Raw genomic sequence first — 15002 nt, 5'->3', positions numbered from 1 at the left:
ACAAGACGACGCGGCACGCTCATGCCTGATCCGCTGCTGAAGGTCTTCCGGCGGATCGACCTCTGCTTCGAACGCGGAGAGGGATCATGGCTCTACACTGAGGACGGCGAGGCCTATCTCGACTTCGCCTCCGGCATTGCGGTCAATTCGCTCGGTCACAACCACCCGCACCTTGTCGCCGCCGTGAAGGCACAGCTCGACAAGCTCTGGCACACCTCCAACCTCGTGCGCATCCCCGATGGCGAGCGGCTGGCCACCCGGCTGACCGACGCCTGCTTTGCCGATGTCGCTTTCTTCGCCAATTCGGGCGGCGAGGCCAACGAGGCCGCCGTGAAGATGGCCCGGCGCTATCATTCGGCCAAGGGCTCGCCCGAACGCTATCGCATCGTGACCTTTGCCGGAGCGTTCCACGGGCGGTCGCTGGCCATGATCGCGGCCACCGGATATGCGCCCTATCTCGAAGGCTTCGGCCCGCGCGTCGATGGCTTCGATCAGGTGCCGTTGGGCGACTGGGATGCGCTTGAGGCGGCGATCACCCCGCAGACGGCGGCGATCCTGCTTGAGCCGATTCAGGGCGAAGGCGGCTTGCACTGCCTCGCGCCCGAAACCCTGCAACGCCTCCGCGCGCTCTGCGACGAGCACGGCATTCTGCTGATTTTCGATGAGGTGCAGTCGGGCGTCGGCCGCACCGGCAAGTTCTTCGCCTATGAATGGAGCAGCATCGAGCCCGACATCGCCACCCTCGCCAAGGGCATTGGCGGCGGCTTTCCGATGGGCGTGTGCCTTGCCACCCGCGAGGCCGCCAGCGGCATGACCGCGGGCGCGCATGGCACCACCTTCGGCGGCAATCCGCTGGCGATGAGCGCAGGCAACGCCGTGCTCGACATCGTGCTCGATCAGGCCTTTCTCGACCGGGTGCTGGAGACCGCGCAACTGCTGCACGACGGGCTCCACCGGATCGCACACGACTACCCCGATATCGTCGCCGAGGTGCGCGGCACAGGCTTGCTGCAAGGGCTGCAACTGCACGGCGAGACCGCGCCCCTCGTCGAGCTGCTGCGCATACATCGGCTGCTGGCGGTGCCCGCGCGGGAGAACGTAGTGCGCTTTGCCCCGCCCCTGACCGTTCTGCCCGAGGAGATCGGCGACGCCATCCGGCGCATTGAAATGACGGCCGACCTCTGTCGCGAAAGCCAGCGCGAGAAACCCGGCGCACAGCCGATATCGACCAACGCGGCCTTATCGGTGGATCCTTGCGCGCTGCCCGCGAATGCGGGAGCCCGGCTGTGAGCATCTCTTCATCGATCAGGAACAGCCTCGTTCCGATCCACAAGGCGGGTTATCCGTTCATCGCGATCGGTCTCGCGGCGACGGTCGGACTGAGCCTCGTTTCGGTCTCGCTCGCCTGGATTGCAGCCATCGTCACGGTCTGGGCCGGCTATTTCTTCCGCAACCCGCCACGCACTACGCCGGTTGAAGACGGGATCGTGGTGGCTCCGGCAGAGGGGCACATCAGCATGATCGCCGAGGTTCTGCCGCCGCGCGAACTCAACCTGCCCCCCGAGCCGATGCTGCGCGTTTCGGTGTTCATGAGCATCTTCGATTGCCACGTGAACCGCACCCCGGTGAGCGGCCGGATCAAGACCATCGCCTATACGCCGGGGCGCTTTTTCAGCGCCGATCTCGATAAGGCCAGCGACCATAACGAACGCAATGCCCTCGCGATCGAAACGCCCTATGGTCTGGTGGTCTTCGTGCAGATTGCAGGCCTGATCGCCCGGCGCATCGAGCATTGGGTTGCCGAAGGCGATAGGCTCGAAGTGGGCGACCGCTTCGGCCTGATCCGCTTCGGCTCGCGGATCGATGTCTATCTGCCCCTCGGCACGCCGCTCTGCGTCACGGTCGGGCAGACTGCGATCGTCGGCGAGACGGTGCTGGCCCGGCTGACTGAGGGAAAGAGCACCCGGCGCTACAAGACGAGCTGAGGCGGGAAAGCCCAGGCAAAAAGGGGGCGGTCAGAAGACCGTCCCCTCCAGCCATTCGGTGAGCATTTTGCGGGCTGCATCCCGCAGCGCCGGGCCATGCGCCGCCGCGTCGCGCCGCAAAGCACATGGATCGATCCCGGCGGCGGCGATTTCGGCAGCATGGCCGACCAGCCAGCGCTCGATCCCGGCACAGGCATTCACTTCCGGATGGAACTGCAAGCCAAGCACGTTGCGACCGAAAGCAAAGCCCTGTGTGGCACACAGTGCCGTCGCAGCAAGACTGTCGGCGCCACCGGGAATGGCGAAAGCGTCGCCATGCCAATGGAGCACCGGAACGCCCTCCAGATGGCGCAGCGGACCAGCCCGCCCCGCCCCGGTCAGCAGAAGCGGAGAAAAGCCGATCTCCTTGTGCCCCATCGGCGCAACCTTCGCCCCGAGCACCTGGGCGATCATCTGCGCGCCGAGGCAGATGCCCAGCGTGGGCCGCCCCAGGGCAAGGCGGCGCTTGAGAAGCTGGCGCTCTTCTTCAAGGAAGGGATAGGCCTCGGTCTCGTAGACCCCGACCGGGCCGCCGAGCACGACCATCAGGTCGGGGCTCTCGGGGTCGAGCGTCCACAGCTCGCTCACCCCGATATCGTAATAGTGGACCCGATACCCCGAGGCCGTGAGTACGGCCTCAAGGGTTCCGAGATCTTCAAAGTGGAGATGCCGAATGACTGCGGCCGCTTTCAGCATGGCGCGTACTCCGGTTGCAGCCGCGGCATCAGCCCAGTGCCGACAGGTCTGCACCATGGTTGATGTGATAGACCGCACCGTCGATCACCAGCGCCGGCACCGATTCGACACCCACCGCGCGGGCCTCGCCCACCCGCTCCGGGGTCTCGCCCAGATGCACGCTCTCCACGGCGAAACGGTTGGGGTCGAGCGCCTCGACGAAGCGCTCTTCCGCATCGGTGCAAACACCGCAGCCCGCGTGATAAAAGACGGCCTTTTCCACCATGATCGATACTCCTTTGATTGATCGGCCAATTTCCTCGAAACCAGCCGATCCTCCGAGTATTGACCGCCGCCCTGCCTCGGGAGAACCGGATCGCATTTGCCAGACAGGCCGGATGGTGGCCCGCGCCATCGCCGCCTAGTACGGCAGCGGGAAGCGCGCGACGAGCTGGCGCACGCTCGCGTTGATCGCCTGCCGGTCTGCCGCAAACGTGTCTTCGCGCACCGCTTGCAGCGTCTGCAGAATGAGAGCGGCGATCTCCCGGTATTCCCCGGCTCCGAACCCGCGCGACGTGCCCGCGGCGGAACCGACCCGGATGCCCGATGTGACCATGGGCTTTTCCGGGTCGTTGGGGATCGCGTTCTTGTTGAGCGTAATGCCGACCGCTTCCAGCGCCTTTTCCGCAACGTTGCCGGTCACGCCGAGCGGGCGCAGATCGATCACCGCGAGATGGCAGTCGGTGCCACCCGAAACGATCTTCAGGCCGCCCTCGGCCAATGCCTGCGTCAGCACCCGGCAATTGTCGATCACGTCGCGGGCATAGGTCCGAAACGAGGGTTGCAGCGCTTCGCCAAAAGCCACCGCCTTGGCAGCAATGACATGCATCAGCGGCCCACCCTGCAAGCCGGGGAAAGTGGCGGAGTTGATCTTCTTCGCAATGTCGGCGTCGTTGGTCAGCACGAAGCCGCCGCGCGGCCCGCGCAGGGTCTTGTGCGTGGTCGAACTGATCACATGCGCGTGAGGAACGGGCGAGGGATAGGTGCCTCCGGCAACCAGCCCGGCAAAGTGGGCCATATCCACCAGCAGGATTGCCCCCACCTCGTCGGCGATTTCGCGAAAGCGCGCAAAGTCCATCACCCGCGCATAGGCCGAACCGCCGGCGATCAGCAGTTTGGGCCGGTGCAGCCGGGCCAGCTCGGCCACCTGATCCATGTCGATCAGATGGGTTTGCGGGTCCACCCCATAGCCAACCACGTTGAACCATCGGCCCGACAGGTTCACCGCAGCACCGTGGGTGAGATGGCCGCCCGCCCGCAGGTCGAGACCGAGAATGGTATCGCCCGGCGTCAGCAATGCCAGAAACACCGACTGGTTGGCCTGACTGCCCGAATGGGTCTGGACGTTGGCATAGGTGCTGCCGAACAGCTCGTTCACCCGCTCAATCGCGAGGTCTTCGACGATATCGGCATTCGCGCAGCCACCGTAGTAGCGGCGGTGCGGATAGCCCTCGGCATACTTGTTGGTGAGCACCGAGCCCTGTGCCTCAAGCACGGCCTGGCTCACGAAGTTCTCCGATGCGATCAGTTCGATGGACTCGCGCTGGCGCTCCTTCTCGCTGGCGATGGCATCGGCGACAACGCCATCCGCGATGGCGAGGCTGGCAGCGCTCACGCCTGCATTTTCCACCTTGTGCACTGTCTGCGCCGCGACCGATGTTCCCATCGCGAGTCTCCCTTTGAGCTGAGCGTAAGAATGCCCCCTGCACTCCGCATCCGGGGGTGGCGCGGCACCTACCATGGGTGTGGCAGGTTACTCCCCGCCACTTTGCGCAAGGCGAGCAGACCAATCCGATGCCGGCACCATGGGTGACTAGGCGGTGGTGGCCGCGCGCAGGGCTGTGGCCAGCTTGCTTACGGCCTGCTCGATCTCGTGTGGGGTATAGGCGGCAAAACCCATCAGAAAGCCGGGCTTCCCGCCCCCCGCGGCGTGCAGCGCCGACAGGCCGAGAAGCTCGACCCCCACCCGCCGCGCCGCATCGACCGCCGTCCGCTCCTCAAGGCCGCCCGTCAGCAGGCAGGGCAGCTGCAAGCCGCCGATGGGCACCTGCGGTTCGACGAAGTCGGCCAGATGCCGGCGAACGAGCGCAGTCAGAACCTCAAGCCGCTGTGCGTAGATACTGCGCATCGCCCGGACATGCGCGCCGAAATGCCCGCCCTCGATAAAGCGGGCCAGCGTCAACTGCGCGATGGAGGCCGTGTGCCCGTCGAGCAGGGTGCGCGCCACTGTCAGAGGTTTGACCAGCTGCGGCGGCAATACGACATACCCGATCCGCAGGCCGGGAAAGAGCGCCTTGGTGAAGGTGCCGACATAGATGGTCCGGTCATGCGGATCGAGCCCCTGCACACAGGCGGTGGGCTTGCCCGCATAGTGGAACTCGCTGTCGTAATCGTCCTCGATGATCCACGCCTGATGCCGCGCGGCCCATTCGATCAGGGCAAGGCGGCGATCGAGCGCCAGGCTCGCGCCGGTGGGGAACTGGTGCGAGGGGGTGAGGAACACGGCCTTGGCCCTGAGCGGATCGGCGATGATCCGTTCGGCCACGATACCCTGCCGGTCGACCGGAACTGGAACGCAGCCGAGCCCCGCGGCATCGAAGGCCTTGCGCGCGCCGTAATAGGCCGGGTCTTCGACGAATATCTGCTCGCCGGGATCGAGCAGCATATTCGCGCACAGTGCCATCGCCTGCTGCGAACTGGTCAGCACGACAACCCGATCAGCGGTCGCGCGCGCGCCGCGTTCGAGGTTCACATAGTCGGCAATGGCGCGGCGCAGGGGTTCCGCCCCTTGCGGATCGGTGTGCAACAGCGCCTGGGCCCCCTTCTCCTTCAGAACTTGCCGCTCCAGCCGTTCCCACAATTGCAGCGGGAAGCTGCGCGTCTCCGGCACGCCATGGGCAAAGGGGCGCGGCGACAGCATCTCGCGCACGCCGCTGTTGCGGAACATCGCCGCACCGCGCTTGCTGAGGTTCGGGGCCTGATTGCGCAGCAGCGTATCGCGCTGCGCCAGCCGACGGCCGGGCGTAAAATCGGTCTTTTCCGCAACGAAACTGCCGCTGCCCACGCGCCGCTCGATAAAACCCTCGGCGTGAAGCTGGGAATAGGCGGATTCGATGGTGTCGCGCGAAACGCCGAGCGATTTCGCCAGTGCCCGCGATGCCGGTAGCGGCTTGCCGGGACCAAGCGCACCATCGACGATCAACTGCCGGATGGCGCGCTGAATGCGGGCGTGGAGCGGCATCGCCGCATGCGCGGGGTGCGCAAGCCAGGCCTTCACCGTCTCCAGTTGCGAATGCTTGAACAAATGGTCTGCACCTCTTCCGATAAATGGCCGGTATTATCAGGCCATTTGTCCACTAGAAGTCAAGCCAGAGAAGGGATCGCCCCCCGCGATTCAGGAGCCTCGGAACACCAATGCCCAGTTGCTTGCCGCCACCTTCGCCAATCGGGCTGAAGGATCTTGCGCATCCCGTGGTCGCCGGATTGATCTCGGTGATCGTCAACTATGGCGGCACCTTCATTCTGGTGTTTCAGGCCGCGCGGGTGGCTGGCCTCAGCCCCGAATTCACCGCCTCGTGGGTGTGGTCGGTCTCCATCGGTGTCGGCCTGACGGGGATCCTGCTGAGCTGGCGCTACCGCGAGCCGATCATCACCGCATGGTCGACCCCGGCGGCGGCATTCCTCGTCACCGCACTGGCGACAACCTCCTATGCCGAGGCGGTCGGGGCATACATTCTCTCGGCCCTCGCGTTCGTCCTCCTCGGCCTTTCGGGCTGTTTCGAGAAGGTCATCCGGCTGATCCCGCCCGGTATTGCAGCAGGTCTGCTCGCCGGCATCCTGTTGCAATTCGGAATCGGGGCTTTCGGCGGGGCGAGCGTCGATCCGGCGCTGGTCGGGCTGCTGGTGGTCGCCTATGTGGCGCTGAAGCGGTTTACCGCCCGCTATGCGGTGGTCGGCATCCTCATGCTGGGGTTCGCCTTCCTGCTGACACAGGACCGGGTCGATCTGTCCGGCTTGCAGTTGCAGCTTGCCGCGCCCGTCTTCACGATGCCGGTCTTTACCCTCAACGCCCTGCTGAGCGTGGCGCTGCCGCTGTTTCTCATCACCCTCACCGGCCAGTACATGCCCGGCATTCTGGTGCTGCGAAACGACGGCTTCACCACCAGCGCCAACCCGATCGTCACCGTGACCGGGCTGGGCTCACTCATCATGGCGCCGTTCGGCTCGCACGCCTTCAACATCGCGGCTATCACGGCAGCCATCGCCACCGGCAGAGAGGCGCACGAAGACCCGTCGAAGCGCTGGATCGCGGGGATAGCGGCAGGCGTCTTCTACGTGCTGGTCGGCGTGTTCGGCGTGACGCTGGCCGCGGTGTTCATGGCCTTTCCGGCGACCTTCATCACCACTCTGGCAGGCCTTGCGCTGCTCGGCACCATCGGCAGCAGCCTTGCCAGCGCCATGGCCGAGCCTGCCTCGCGCGAGGCCGCGCTGATCACCTTCCTCGCCTCGGCGGCCAACATCACCCTGCTCGGCATCGGCGGAGCCTTCTGGGGGCTGGTGATCGGTCTGGTTGCCTATGCCATGCTGAACGGCCAGCTGCCGCGCCGCTCCCCTGCTGCGCTGGCAACCCGCGAAGTGGCGGCAGAGTGATGACGATGCCGACCACCGTCATCTCCATCCAGAGCCAGGTCGTGCATGGTCACGTCGGCAACAGCTCCGCCGTCCTGCCGATGCAGGTGCGCGGGCTGACCGTGGCGGCGGTGCCCACGACCCTGCTCTCCAACAACCCGCATTTCGAAACCATGCGCGGGCGCGTGCTCGAATCCGAGCTGGTCGGCGACCTGCTGCGCGGGGTCGAGGAGCGCGGACTGATCGAGACGAGCAGCTTTATCGTCTCGGGCTATCTCGGCTCACGCGCCAACGGAGACGTGGTGGCCGCCTTTGTCGAGCGGGCGCGGCGGATCAATCCCGACATCGTCTATATCTGCGACCCGGTGATGGGCGATACCAACCTCGGCCTGTTCGTGGCCGACCATGTGGTGGAATGCCTGCTCGACCGGCTGGTGCCGCTGGCCGATGTGCTCACGCCCAACCAGTTCGAGGCGGGGCTGATCGCGGGCAGCAAGCCTTCGACCATCGCCGAGCTGGCTGCGGCAGTGGCGAAAATCCGGGCGCATCGCGGAGCACAGGTGGTCGTGACCGGCTGCACGCTCGCCGATACGCCGCTGGGTTCGCTGGAGAACATCGTCTTTACAGGCCTCAGCCGCCGACGCCTGACCATCCCGCGCCTGCCGATCGTTCCGGTCGGGACGGGCGATCTGTTCACCGGCCTGCTCACCGCCAACCTTGCGCGCGAACTCTCGCTTGTCGACGCCGCCCGCGATGCCGCCGGGGTGCTGCTCGAAGTGCTCGCGCGGATGATCGCCAAAGGGGAACAGGAAATGCGCCTCGCCAGCGTCATCGACGCGCTCTTGCCAAATCCGCCGGAGACTATCCAATGAGCCTTTTCGACTATCAGCATTTCTTCACCAACGAACTTGCCCAGTTGCACCGCGAGGGGCGCTATCGCGTCTTCGCCGATCTGGAGCGCGAGCCGGAGAGCGACATCTACGCCTTCGATCACCGCACCAGGCGGCGCGTCACGATCTGGTGCTCGAACGACTATCTGTCGATGGGCGTCCATCCCGAGGTGATCGGGGCCGCGCGTGAGGCGCTGGAACAGTATGGCGCGGGCGCCGGCGGCACGCGCAACATCTCCGGCACCAGCCACGAACACGTGCTGCTGGAGCAGGAGCTGGCTGACCTGCACCGCAAGCAATCGGCCTTGCTGTTCACCTCGGGCTATGTCGCCAACGATGCCGCGATCGCCACGCTGGGCCGGTTGCTGCCGGGCTGCATGATCTTCTCCGATGCGCTAAACCACGCCTCGATGATCGAGGGTATCCGCCACTCCGGCGCCGACAAATGCGTGTTCGCCCACAACGACTGGCGCGACCTTGAACGCAAGCTGGCATCCGTGTGCAAATATCGCCCCAAGCTGATATGCTTTGAGAGCTGCTACTCGATGGACGGCGATTTCGCCCCGATGGAAGCGATCTGCGACCTTGCCGGGAAGTACAACGCCTTCACCTATGTCGACGAGGTTCACGCGGTCGGCCTTTACGGCGCGCGCGGCGCGGGCATTGCCGAGCGTGATGGCCTGCTTGACCGGATCGACATGTTTCAGGGCACGCTCAGCAAGGGGTTCGGTGCAATCGGCGGCTACATCGCCGGAAGCCACGATGCGGTCGACTATGTCCGCAGCTTCGCGCCGGGATTCATCTTCAGCACGGCGCTGCCACCGTCCGTGGTCGCGGGAATCCGAGCGGCGCTGCGACACCTGAAGGAAGACGGTTCGGCCCGGCAGGCACTGGCGCGACGGGCGGCTTCGCTGAAGGAACGGCTGCTCGCCAACGCCATCCCCGTGCTGCCCAGCCCAAGCCATATTCTGCCGGTGATGATCGGCGATGCGGCACTGGCGAAGGCGATCACCGATCACCTGATGACCGAGCACGGCATCTACATCCAGCCGGTCAACTATCCGACCGTCCCGCGCGGAACCGAGCGTCTGCGCGTCACGCCCACCCCGCTCCACACCGACGAGGACGAAGACGCCCTGATCGCTGCGCTGATTGCCACCCGCGAGGCCTTCCCGCGCTGGCGTGAAATCATGGACAGCGCCCGCCCCGAAGCTGTGCCCGAACTGGCAGGTTAATCCGGGCGCAGACAGGGACCTCGGCGATGCCCGAGGTCCCTGTCCTGCCGGCTCAGAACCGGATCGACGTGCGCAGCCCGTACTGACGCGGCGCGCCGTAAAACAGGTTGTCGCCCGAGCGGCCGACCACATATTCCTTATCGGTAAGGTTGGTGGCGTAGGCCTCGATGGTCCAGTCATCGATCCGCAGCGTCACCAGCGCCGACAGCAAGCCACGCGATTCCAACAGGTCACCCGGTCCGTAGGCCAGGTAATTGTAGCGAGAGCCCTGATAGCCATAGTTGATGCGCGGCGTGATCGACGCCCGGTCGCTGATGAGCGCCTCGTACTCGACGCCGAAATTGTAAGTCCATTCGGGCGAATAGAGATTGTCGCCGCCGCCGGTGGTGATGATGAACGGGTCGTAGTCGAAACAGGTGGGCGGATTGGATGCAACACCGGGCGCGCACTGCGGCCCCAGCTGCCCCGGCGGCAGCAGGCGGGCGTTGACGAAGGTGAGGCTCGAAAGCTCGGTGTCGAGATAGCCGAAGCCCGCGTCGAACCCGAAACCGCCGAAGCGGCCCTGGATCTGCCCCTCGAAGCCCTTGATCGTGGCGCTGCCGACATTGCGAACGCCGGTCGTTCCGGTTGCGGTCTCGATCACGTCGAACTGCAGGTTGCTGAAGTCGTTATAGAACGCCGAGAGCTGGACATTGATCCGCCGGTCGGCCAGCGCGCCCTTCCACCCGAGTTCATAGTTCATGACCGTTTCCGGGGCGAACTCGGGTCTGTCGCATTGCGGGCTCGGGAGGCAGTTGAAGCCGCCCGGCTTGTAGCCGCGCGCGGCGAAGGCATAGATCAGGTGCCCGTCGGCCACGGTCCAGTTGAGCGCGGCCTTGCCGGTCATCATCGAATCATCGTGCTGACCCGTCAGGTCCGCGATGACGAGCCCCTCGGGCGGGAAGCCGGGCACGCCCCGGCCAAGCACGACCGTGCCCGTGCCGCTCGCCTTGTAGTGCGAGTAGCGCGCGCCGAGCTGGAACTCGAGGCTGTCGGTCAGCTCGTAGTTCCCCTGCGCGAAAACCCCAATGATATCGCGGTTGTTCCTCGGCGTCACATAGGTTCCGGGAGCCGCAAGATTATCAATATTAACAATGATATCATTGCGCTGATAATAGCCGCCGATGATCCAGTCGAACGCACCCGCGGTGGGCGAGATCAGGTTGATCTCCTGACTGTATTGCCGCTCGCCAGCGAAATAGTCGGTGACCTGACCGCCGCCCACCGCCGGGGGCGCCTGTGACGCATCGGCATCCGAAACAAAGTCGTTGCGCTTGTACTGGTAGCCGCTCAATGACCGCAGGGTCAGCCCACCGGCAAATTCGTAGCGCAGTTCCAGGCTCGCAAGGAAAGCCCGCTCCACCTTGGACACATCGGTGTCGTAGCTGAGAGTGCGGATATCGCCTTGCGCAAAGGAGCCAAAGTTGGTGTTCGGGGCAGGCCTGAAGGCATAGCCGCCCGTATCCTGTTCGTGCCATTGCAGCTTGAGCAGAGCGCTGAACCCGCCCGTTTCGAACATGGCGCCCAGCCTTGCGCCGATCTCCTCCAGCTTGCCGGCGTCGTTCTTGAACGGGCCGATATCTTCATAGAAGCTATCCCGGTTGCGATAGGTGCCCGCGGCGCGCACCGCGAGCGTGTCGGTCAGCGGCAGGTTGATCGCCCCTTCGCCTTCATAGAGCCCGTAGTTGCCCAGCCCGGCCTTGGCATAGCCTTCGATCCCCCGCGTGGTGGGGTTGGCCGAGTTGATGAAGATCGCGCCGCCGGTCGAGTTGTTGCCCACCAGCGTTCCCTGCGGGCCGCGCAGAACCTCGATGCTGGCGATGTCGTAAAAGGGAATGCCGGTCACGATCGGCGGCTGGAACAGGCCATCGATATAGGTCGCCACACCGTTGGAAATATTCGGCGAATTGGCGGCAATGCCGATGCCGCGAATATTGACGGACTGCGTCTCGCCCGCGTCGGTGATCGACAGCGAAGGCGCGGAAAATTGCAGATCGGCCACCGTATCGACCGCCTTGGAATCGAGCTGCGCGCCGCCGAAGACCGTTGCCGCGATCGGCACGTCCTGCAGGTTCTCATTGCGGCGCTGTGCCGTCACCACGATAGTGCCGAGCGGGTTGGCGGCGTCCGCCGAACTCCCTTGCCCGGCTGGCATCTGCTGCGCGCTGCCTGCCTCCTGCGCGCTGACATGTGCTGCCGGGCAGACGATGGCTGCCATCGTTGCCGACAACAGCAGTTTTCGGGTGCGGCCTGCCAGCGAACGACGCTTCCCAGCGACCACCTTGTTGTACTCGACCATTAGTTCTCTCCTCCCATATTCGCGAAGAAGCTAATGGCCCGATGACGGGCCGCGTAAGTCCCAAATGGGATATGCTCGCAGGCCCCGCACCAAGGGCCCGCTCACCCGGAGCCCACATAGCAAACCGGGCGACAACGATTGCTCGTTGCCGCCCGGCTCAATCGGATCGTCAATGGCGGTGCGGATCAGTCCGGCGTCCAGGCAGAAGCGGCCGCGAGGAACGCCGCCGTCTCGTCGGACGCAGTCATATCGGCTGGCGGGAAATAGCTGAGCTTGACCACCACGGTCCGTGTCTCGGGGTCGACATAGATGTACTGCCCCTGCAAGCCGAGCGCGGCATAGGCGGTGTCACCGAAGGTCCACCATTGCATGCCATAGCCCATCTGCCCCTCAGGCGCGGCTTCGGTCGGCGCGGTCGACAGGGCGACCCATTCGGGCGACACCACCTGCCGGCCATTGGCCCGTCCGCCGTTCATCATCATCAGCCCCACGCGGGCATAGTCGCGCAGGGTCGCATTGAAGCCCGCGCCGTTGAACTCGCGCCCCACACCCGGAGGGCCGTCCATGATGAAGAAGCCGTCGCTTTCGGCCCCCAGCGGCTCCCACAGGCGCTGCGCCATGTAGGAGGCAATCGTGCTGCCCCCGCTGACCCGCTCGACCAGCAGCCCCAGCACCGCCGTGTCGATGGTCTTGTACTGGAACACCTCGCCCGGCGCGTGCAGCCGCTTCAGCGTCAGCGCGGGCGTGACAAAGCGCTCGGTGTTCTTGACCAGGGCATTGATGTGATTGGTCGCCGCGACGCCGGGATTGGCGAAATCGTAGCGCTCCTCGTAGTCGACGCCCGAGCGCATCTGCAGCACCTGACGGATCGTCACGCCCTCATAGCCGGAGCCCTTGAGTTCGGGCAGATAGCTGTCGATGGCATCGTCGAGCGACTGGATGCGCCCCTCTTCCAGCGCGAACCCGACCAGCAGCGATGTCAGCGACTTGGTCATCGACCAGCCCATGAACCGGGTCGAGGGGTCGCTGTTGTTGAGATAGTTCTCATAGACGATCTTGCCGTCCTTCATCACCAGCAGGGCGTTGGTGAAGGTGCGGTCGAGGAACTGCTCGGGCGTGTAGGTCTGCCCCTGGAAATCGTATGTGAAATCGAGCTGGTGATCGTTGCGCGGCAGCTGCCACACCGGGCCAGAGCGCGGCACCGAGCGGGTGGTGAACAACGTATCCATGCTGCGGAAGGTCAGGCTGTTGACGTTCGCATCGTTCATCGCCCAGCGCAGTCCCTGAACCGCGACGGGCACATCCGAATGCGCCCCGCTCGCGACCTGCGGCGGCAGGACGGGTTGTGCCAGAGCAGTAAGCGGCGCCACCCCGAGGGTGAACACAGCCGCAGCCGAAAGAAGGGCTCTTTGCATTCTCACGATTATCTCTCCTTGATCTCAGCAGAGGCTAGGTCATCCACCGGCGGACAATGAAGTCCCAAATGGGATAGGCGGACCGGGCAACCCGGTCTTTTCTCAGGAAAGCAACCGCGAGCCCGGCTGCGTTCGCGTCTGGAAAAGGACCGAACTGCACAGGCGGAGAACAAGCTCGGTCTGCCGTCTGGCACCCGTCTTCGACAGCACCTGCTTGAGCTGGTTGCGCGCGCTGCCTTCGCTGATCCCGCGGCTCTGCGCATATTCCTTCAGCGTGCTGCCGGTGCACAGGGCCGCCGTTACGCGGGCTTCGGCCTGCGTCAGCTGCAACAGCGCGGCGATATCCTTGATCGACGGGGTGAGAGACCGGCGCGGCTCGCTGATGAGCAAGGCCGACATGCCGCGCGAGTTGGTCAGGCGGATGCGGGCGAGATGAAGCTCGCCTTCATCCCCGGCCCCGAATACGAGGGTCTCGGCAAGGCCGCCCTGCTGCGTCTGCAGCAGCGCCTGCAACTCCTTCTCCTGCGCAAGACTTCCACCGCGCAACCGTCCGCCCTCACCGGAAAGACAGGACGATCGGCTGAGGACTTCCTCGGCCGACTCGTTCGCCCAGCGCACCTGGCCTGCATCGTCGCACAGGACGATCCCGACCTGGAGCGCATCGGCGATGGTCTCGATCTGCCGGATCTCTTCCGCCTGACGGTCGATGACCCAGCTCAGTTCGGCGGCCTTGCCCACGTGGGGCCGCAGGTTGAGCAGGAACTCCTCGTCCTCACGCGTATAGGGGCGGGCATCGCCGGAATGACGGTGAAGAATGAAGGCCACCGATTGCTGATCGTCGCGATGGATATCCACGCTTAGCGATTCCCCCAGGCCGGCCGCCCGCAATCGCTTCTGCAGTTCGAGCAGGTGAGGCGAGCCTGCGGGAAATATGTCCCTGTCGCGGATCAGGCCATTGGCCGGATAGAGCCGCACCTCCCCCAGATTGAGCCGCGGATTGGAGGCGTTATTGACGAGCGTATCGTGCAGCTGCGCATCGCGGATCGACTTCGTATCGCGCACGATCCAGGTCTGTTCCAGCATGCCATCGGCGCGGTGAAAGCGCTGAACCACGGCGCTGCGGGCACCAACCTTCTTGCACACCCAGTCAAGTATCGAGCACCATCGCTTCGGCTCAGTCGGGCAGCTGTACAGCTCAAGCAGAGCATCCGATCCGATCATCTCCCATCCTCTCCGTTGAGATCTTTTCTCGTTGCCGGCTCGCCACGGTGTTTGTTCTCAAGGCAGAGCCACGGTGCGTGTTATCGACCAGCATCCGAAAAATACAAGGCGGGTAACGGCGCTCGGACCGGGCCTGCGACAGCTCGCTTTCCGCCGGCTCCGGGACAGCCCATACCTTGCCCGCTGCAATATACTTGATTAATCACATATCTTCAATATGATGTCCGTCGTCAGAACATTCGGCACAACTCGCGGCGTAGATTAGCGGAGTGCGGACCTCGTCAGGGGGTTGATGTTAGGCGGCGAACTTGCGGTGCTGCAAGCGCCGATGTTCGATGGTCTGTCGCTTGATCCTTTCGCGCAGTTTGATGATTGCCGGTGCCCTGCCGAAGTAGGCATCGGCGGGCGTCACGTTGCTGAGGCTCTCGTGGTAACGCTGGTGGTTGTAGTGCTCAACGAAGGCCTCGATCCGGGCCTCGAGGTCGCCGGGCAGGAAGTAGTTTTCCAGCAGGATG

General features: G+C 64.7%; 13 protein-coding genes. 5 read left to right on the top strand and 8 right to left on the bottom strand.

Translation table 11 applies throughout. The features are described from left to right. Positions 1 to 21: 21 nt before the first annotated feature. Both D2V17_RS10270 and D2V17_RS10265 read left to right on the top strand, forming a co-directional pair. Positions 22 to 1290: an aspartate aminotransferase family protein gene (locus tag D2V17_RS10270; protein WP_119592887.1), complete on the top strand. Its 1269-nt coding sequence runs from the start codon at positions 22 to 24 to the stop codon at positions 1288 to 1290. Further along, positions 1287 to 1985: a phosphatidylserine decarboxylase gene (locus D2V17_RS10265; RefSeq protein WP_119592886.1), complete on the top strand. Its 699-nt coding sequence runs from the start codon at positions 1287 to 1289 to the stop codon at positions 1983 to 1985. The genes D2V17_RS10270 and D2V17_RS10265 overlap by 4 nt, the downstream gene beginning before the upstream one ends. A gap of 30 nt (positions 1986 to 2015) precedes the next feature. Here D2V17_RS10265 and D2V17_RS10260 read toward each other — a convergent pair whose 3' ends face one another. The 4 genes from D2V17_RS10260 to pdxR all read right to left on the bottom strand — a co-directional run bounded on the left by D2V17_RS10260 (position 2016) and on the right by pdxR (position 6063). Further along, positions 2016 to 2720 carry a glutamine amidotransferase gene (locus D2V17_RS10260; RefSeq protein ID WP_119592885.1) on the bottom strand — a complete coding sequence of 235 codons (705 nt, stop codon included), beginning with the start codon at positions 2718 to 2720 and terminating at the stop codon, positions 2016 to 2018. 28 nt (positions 2721 to 2748) lie between these two features. Continuing rightward, positions 2749 to 2985 (bottom strand): thioredoxin family protein, encoded by a 237-nt coding sequence (locus tag D2V17_RS10255; protein WP_191229150.1) that lies wholly within the window; start codon positions 2983 to 2985, stop codon positions 2749 to 2751. A 135-nt stretch (positions 2986 to 3120) separates the two neighbouring features. Beyond that, positions 3121 to 4425, bottom strand: coding sequence for a serine hydroxymethyltransferase (glyA, locus tag D2V17_RS10250; protein WP_119592884.1), 1305 nt, complete (start codon positions 4423 to 4425; stop codon positions 3121 to 3123). 147 nt (positions 4426 to 4572) lie between these two features. Then, entirely contained in the window at positions 4573 to 6063 is a 1491-nt protein-coding gene (gene pdxR / locus D2V17_RS10245) for a MocR-like pyridoxine biosynthesis transcription factor PdxR (RefSeq protein ID WP_119592883.1), read from the bottom strand. A gap of 110 nt (positions 6064 to 6173) precedes the next feature. Here pdxR and D2V17_RS10240 point away from each other — a divergent pair, with 110 nt between their 5' ends. From D2V17_RS10240 to hemA, 3 genes are read left to right on the top strand one after another with little or no spacing between them, the layout of a single operon-like run. Next, positions 6174 to 7409, top strand: a complete 1236-nt coding sequence (locus D2V17_RS10240; RefSeq protein WP_119592882.1) for a benzoate/H(+) symporter BenE family transporter — start codon at positions 6174 to 6176, stop codon at positions 7407 to 7409. Beyond that, positions 7409 to 8260, top strand: a complete 852-nt coding sequence (pdxY, locus tag D2V17_RS10235) for a pyridoxal kinase (protein WP_119592881.1) — start codon at positions 7409 to 7411, stop codon at positions 8258 to 8260. The genes D2V17_RS10240 and pdxY overlap by 1 nt, the downstream gene beginning before the upstream one ends. After that, positions 8257 to 9513 (top strand): 5-aminolevulinate synthase, encoded by a 1257-nt coding sequence (gene hemA / locus D2V17_RS10230; protein WP_119592880.1) that lies wholly within the window; start codon positions 8257 to 8259, stop codon positions 9511 to 9513. Before pdxY ends, hemA begins: the two co-directional genes overlap by 4 nt. 52 nt (positions 9514 to 9565) lie before the next feature. Here the strand turns inward: hemA and D2V17_RS10225 are convergent, their stop codons facing one another. The 4 genes from D2V17_RS10225 to D2V17_RS10210 form a co-directional block, all read right to left on the bottom strand. After that, the gene (locus D2V17_RS10225) at positions 9566 to 11851 is read right to left on the bottom strand and encodes a TonB-dependent receptor (protein WP_119592879.1); all 2286 of its coding nucleotides are present in this window, start codon (positions 11849 to 11851) and stop codon (positions 9566 to 9568) included. A 185-nt stretch (positions 11852 to 12036) separates the two neighbouring features. Next, positions 12037 to 13266, bottom strand: a complete 1230-nt coding sequence (locus D2V17_RS10220; RefSeq protein ID WP_119592878.1) for a serine hydrolase domain-containing protein — start codon at positions 13264 to 13266, stop codon at positions 12037 to 12039. Between the two features lie 102 nt (positions 13267 to 13368). Beyond that, positions 13369 to 14379, bottom strand: coding sequence for a helix-turn-helix transcriptional regulator (locus D2V17_RS10215; protein WP_220474100.1), 1011 nt, complete (start codon positions 14377 to 14379; stop codon positions 13369 to 13371). A gap of 403 nt (positions 14380 to 14782) precedes the next feature. Then, positions 14783 to 15002, bottom strand: a 220-nt coding sequence (locus D2V17_RS10210) for an integrase core domain-containing protein (RefSeq protein WP_147367346.1), incomplete at its 5' end; no start/stop codon positions are given.

The sequence above is a fragment of the Aurantiacibacter xanthus genome (assembly GCF_003584015.1).
Taxonomy (GTDB): domain Bacteria; phylum Pseudomonadota; class Alphaproteobacteria; order Sphingomonadales; family Sphingomonadaceae; genus Alteraurantiacibacter; species Alteraurantiacibacter xanthus.
The sequence above is the reverse complement of the archived record's forward strand: the minus strand, read 5'-3'. Positions and strand labels throughout refer to the sequence as shown.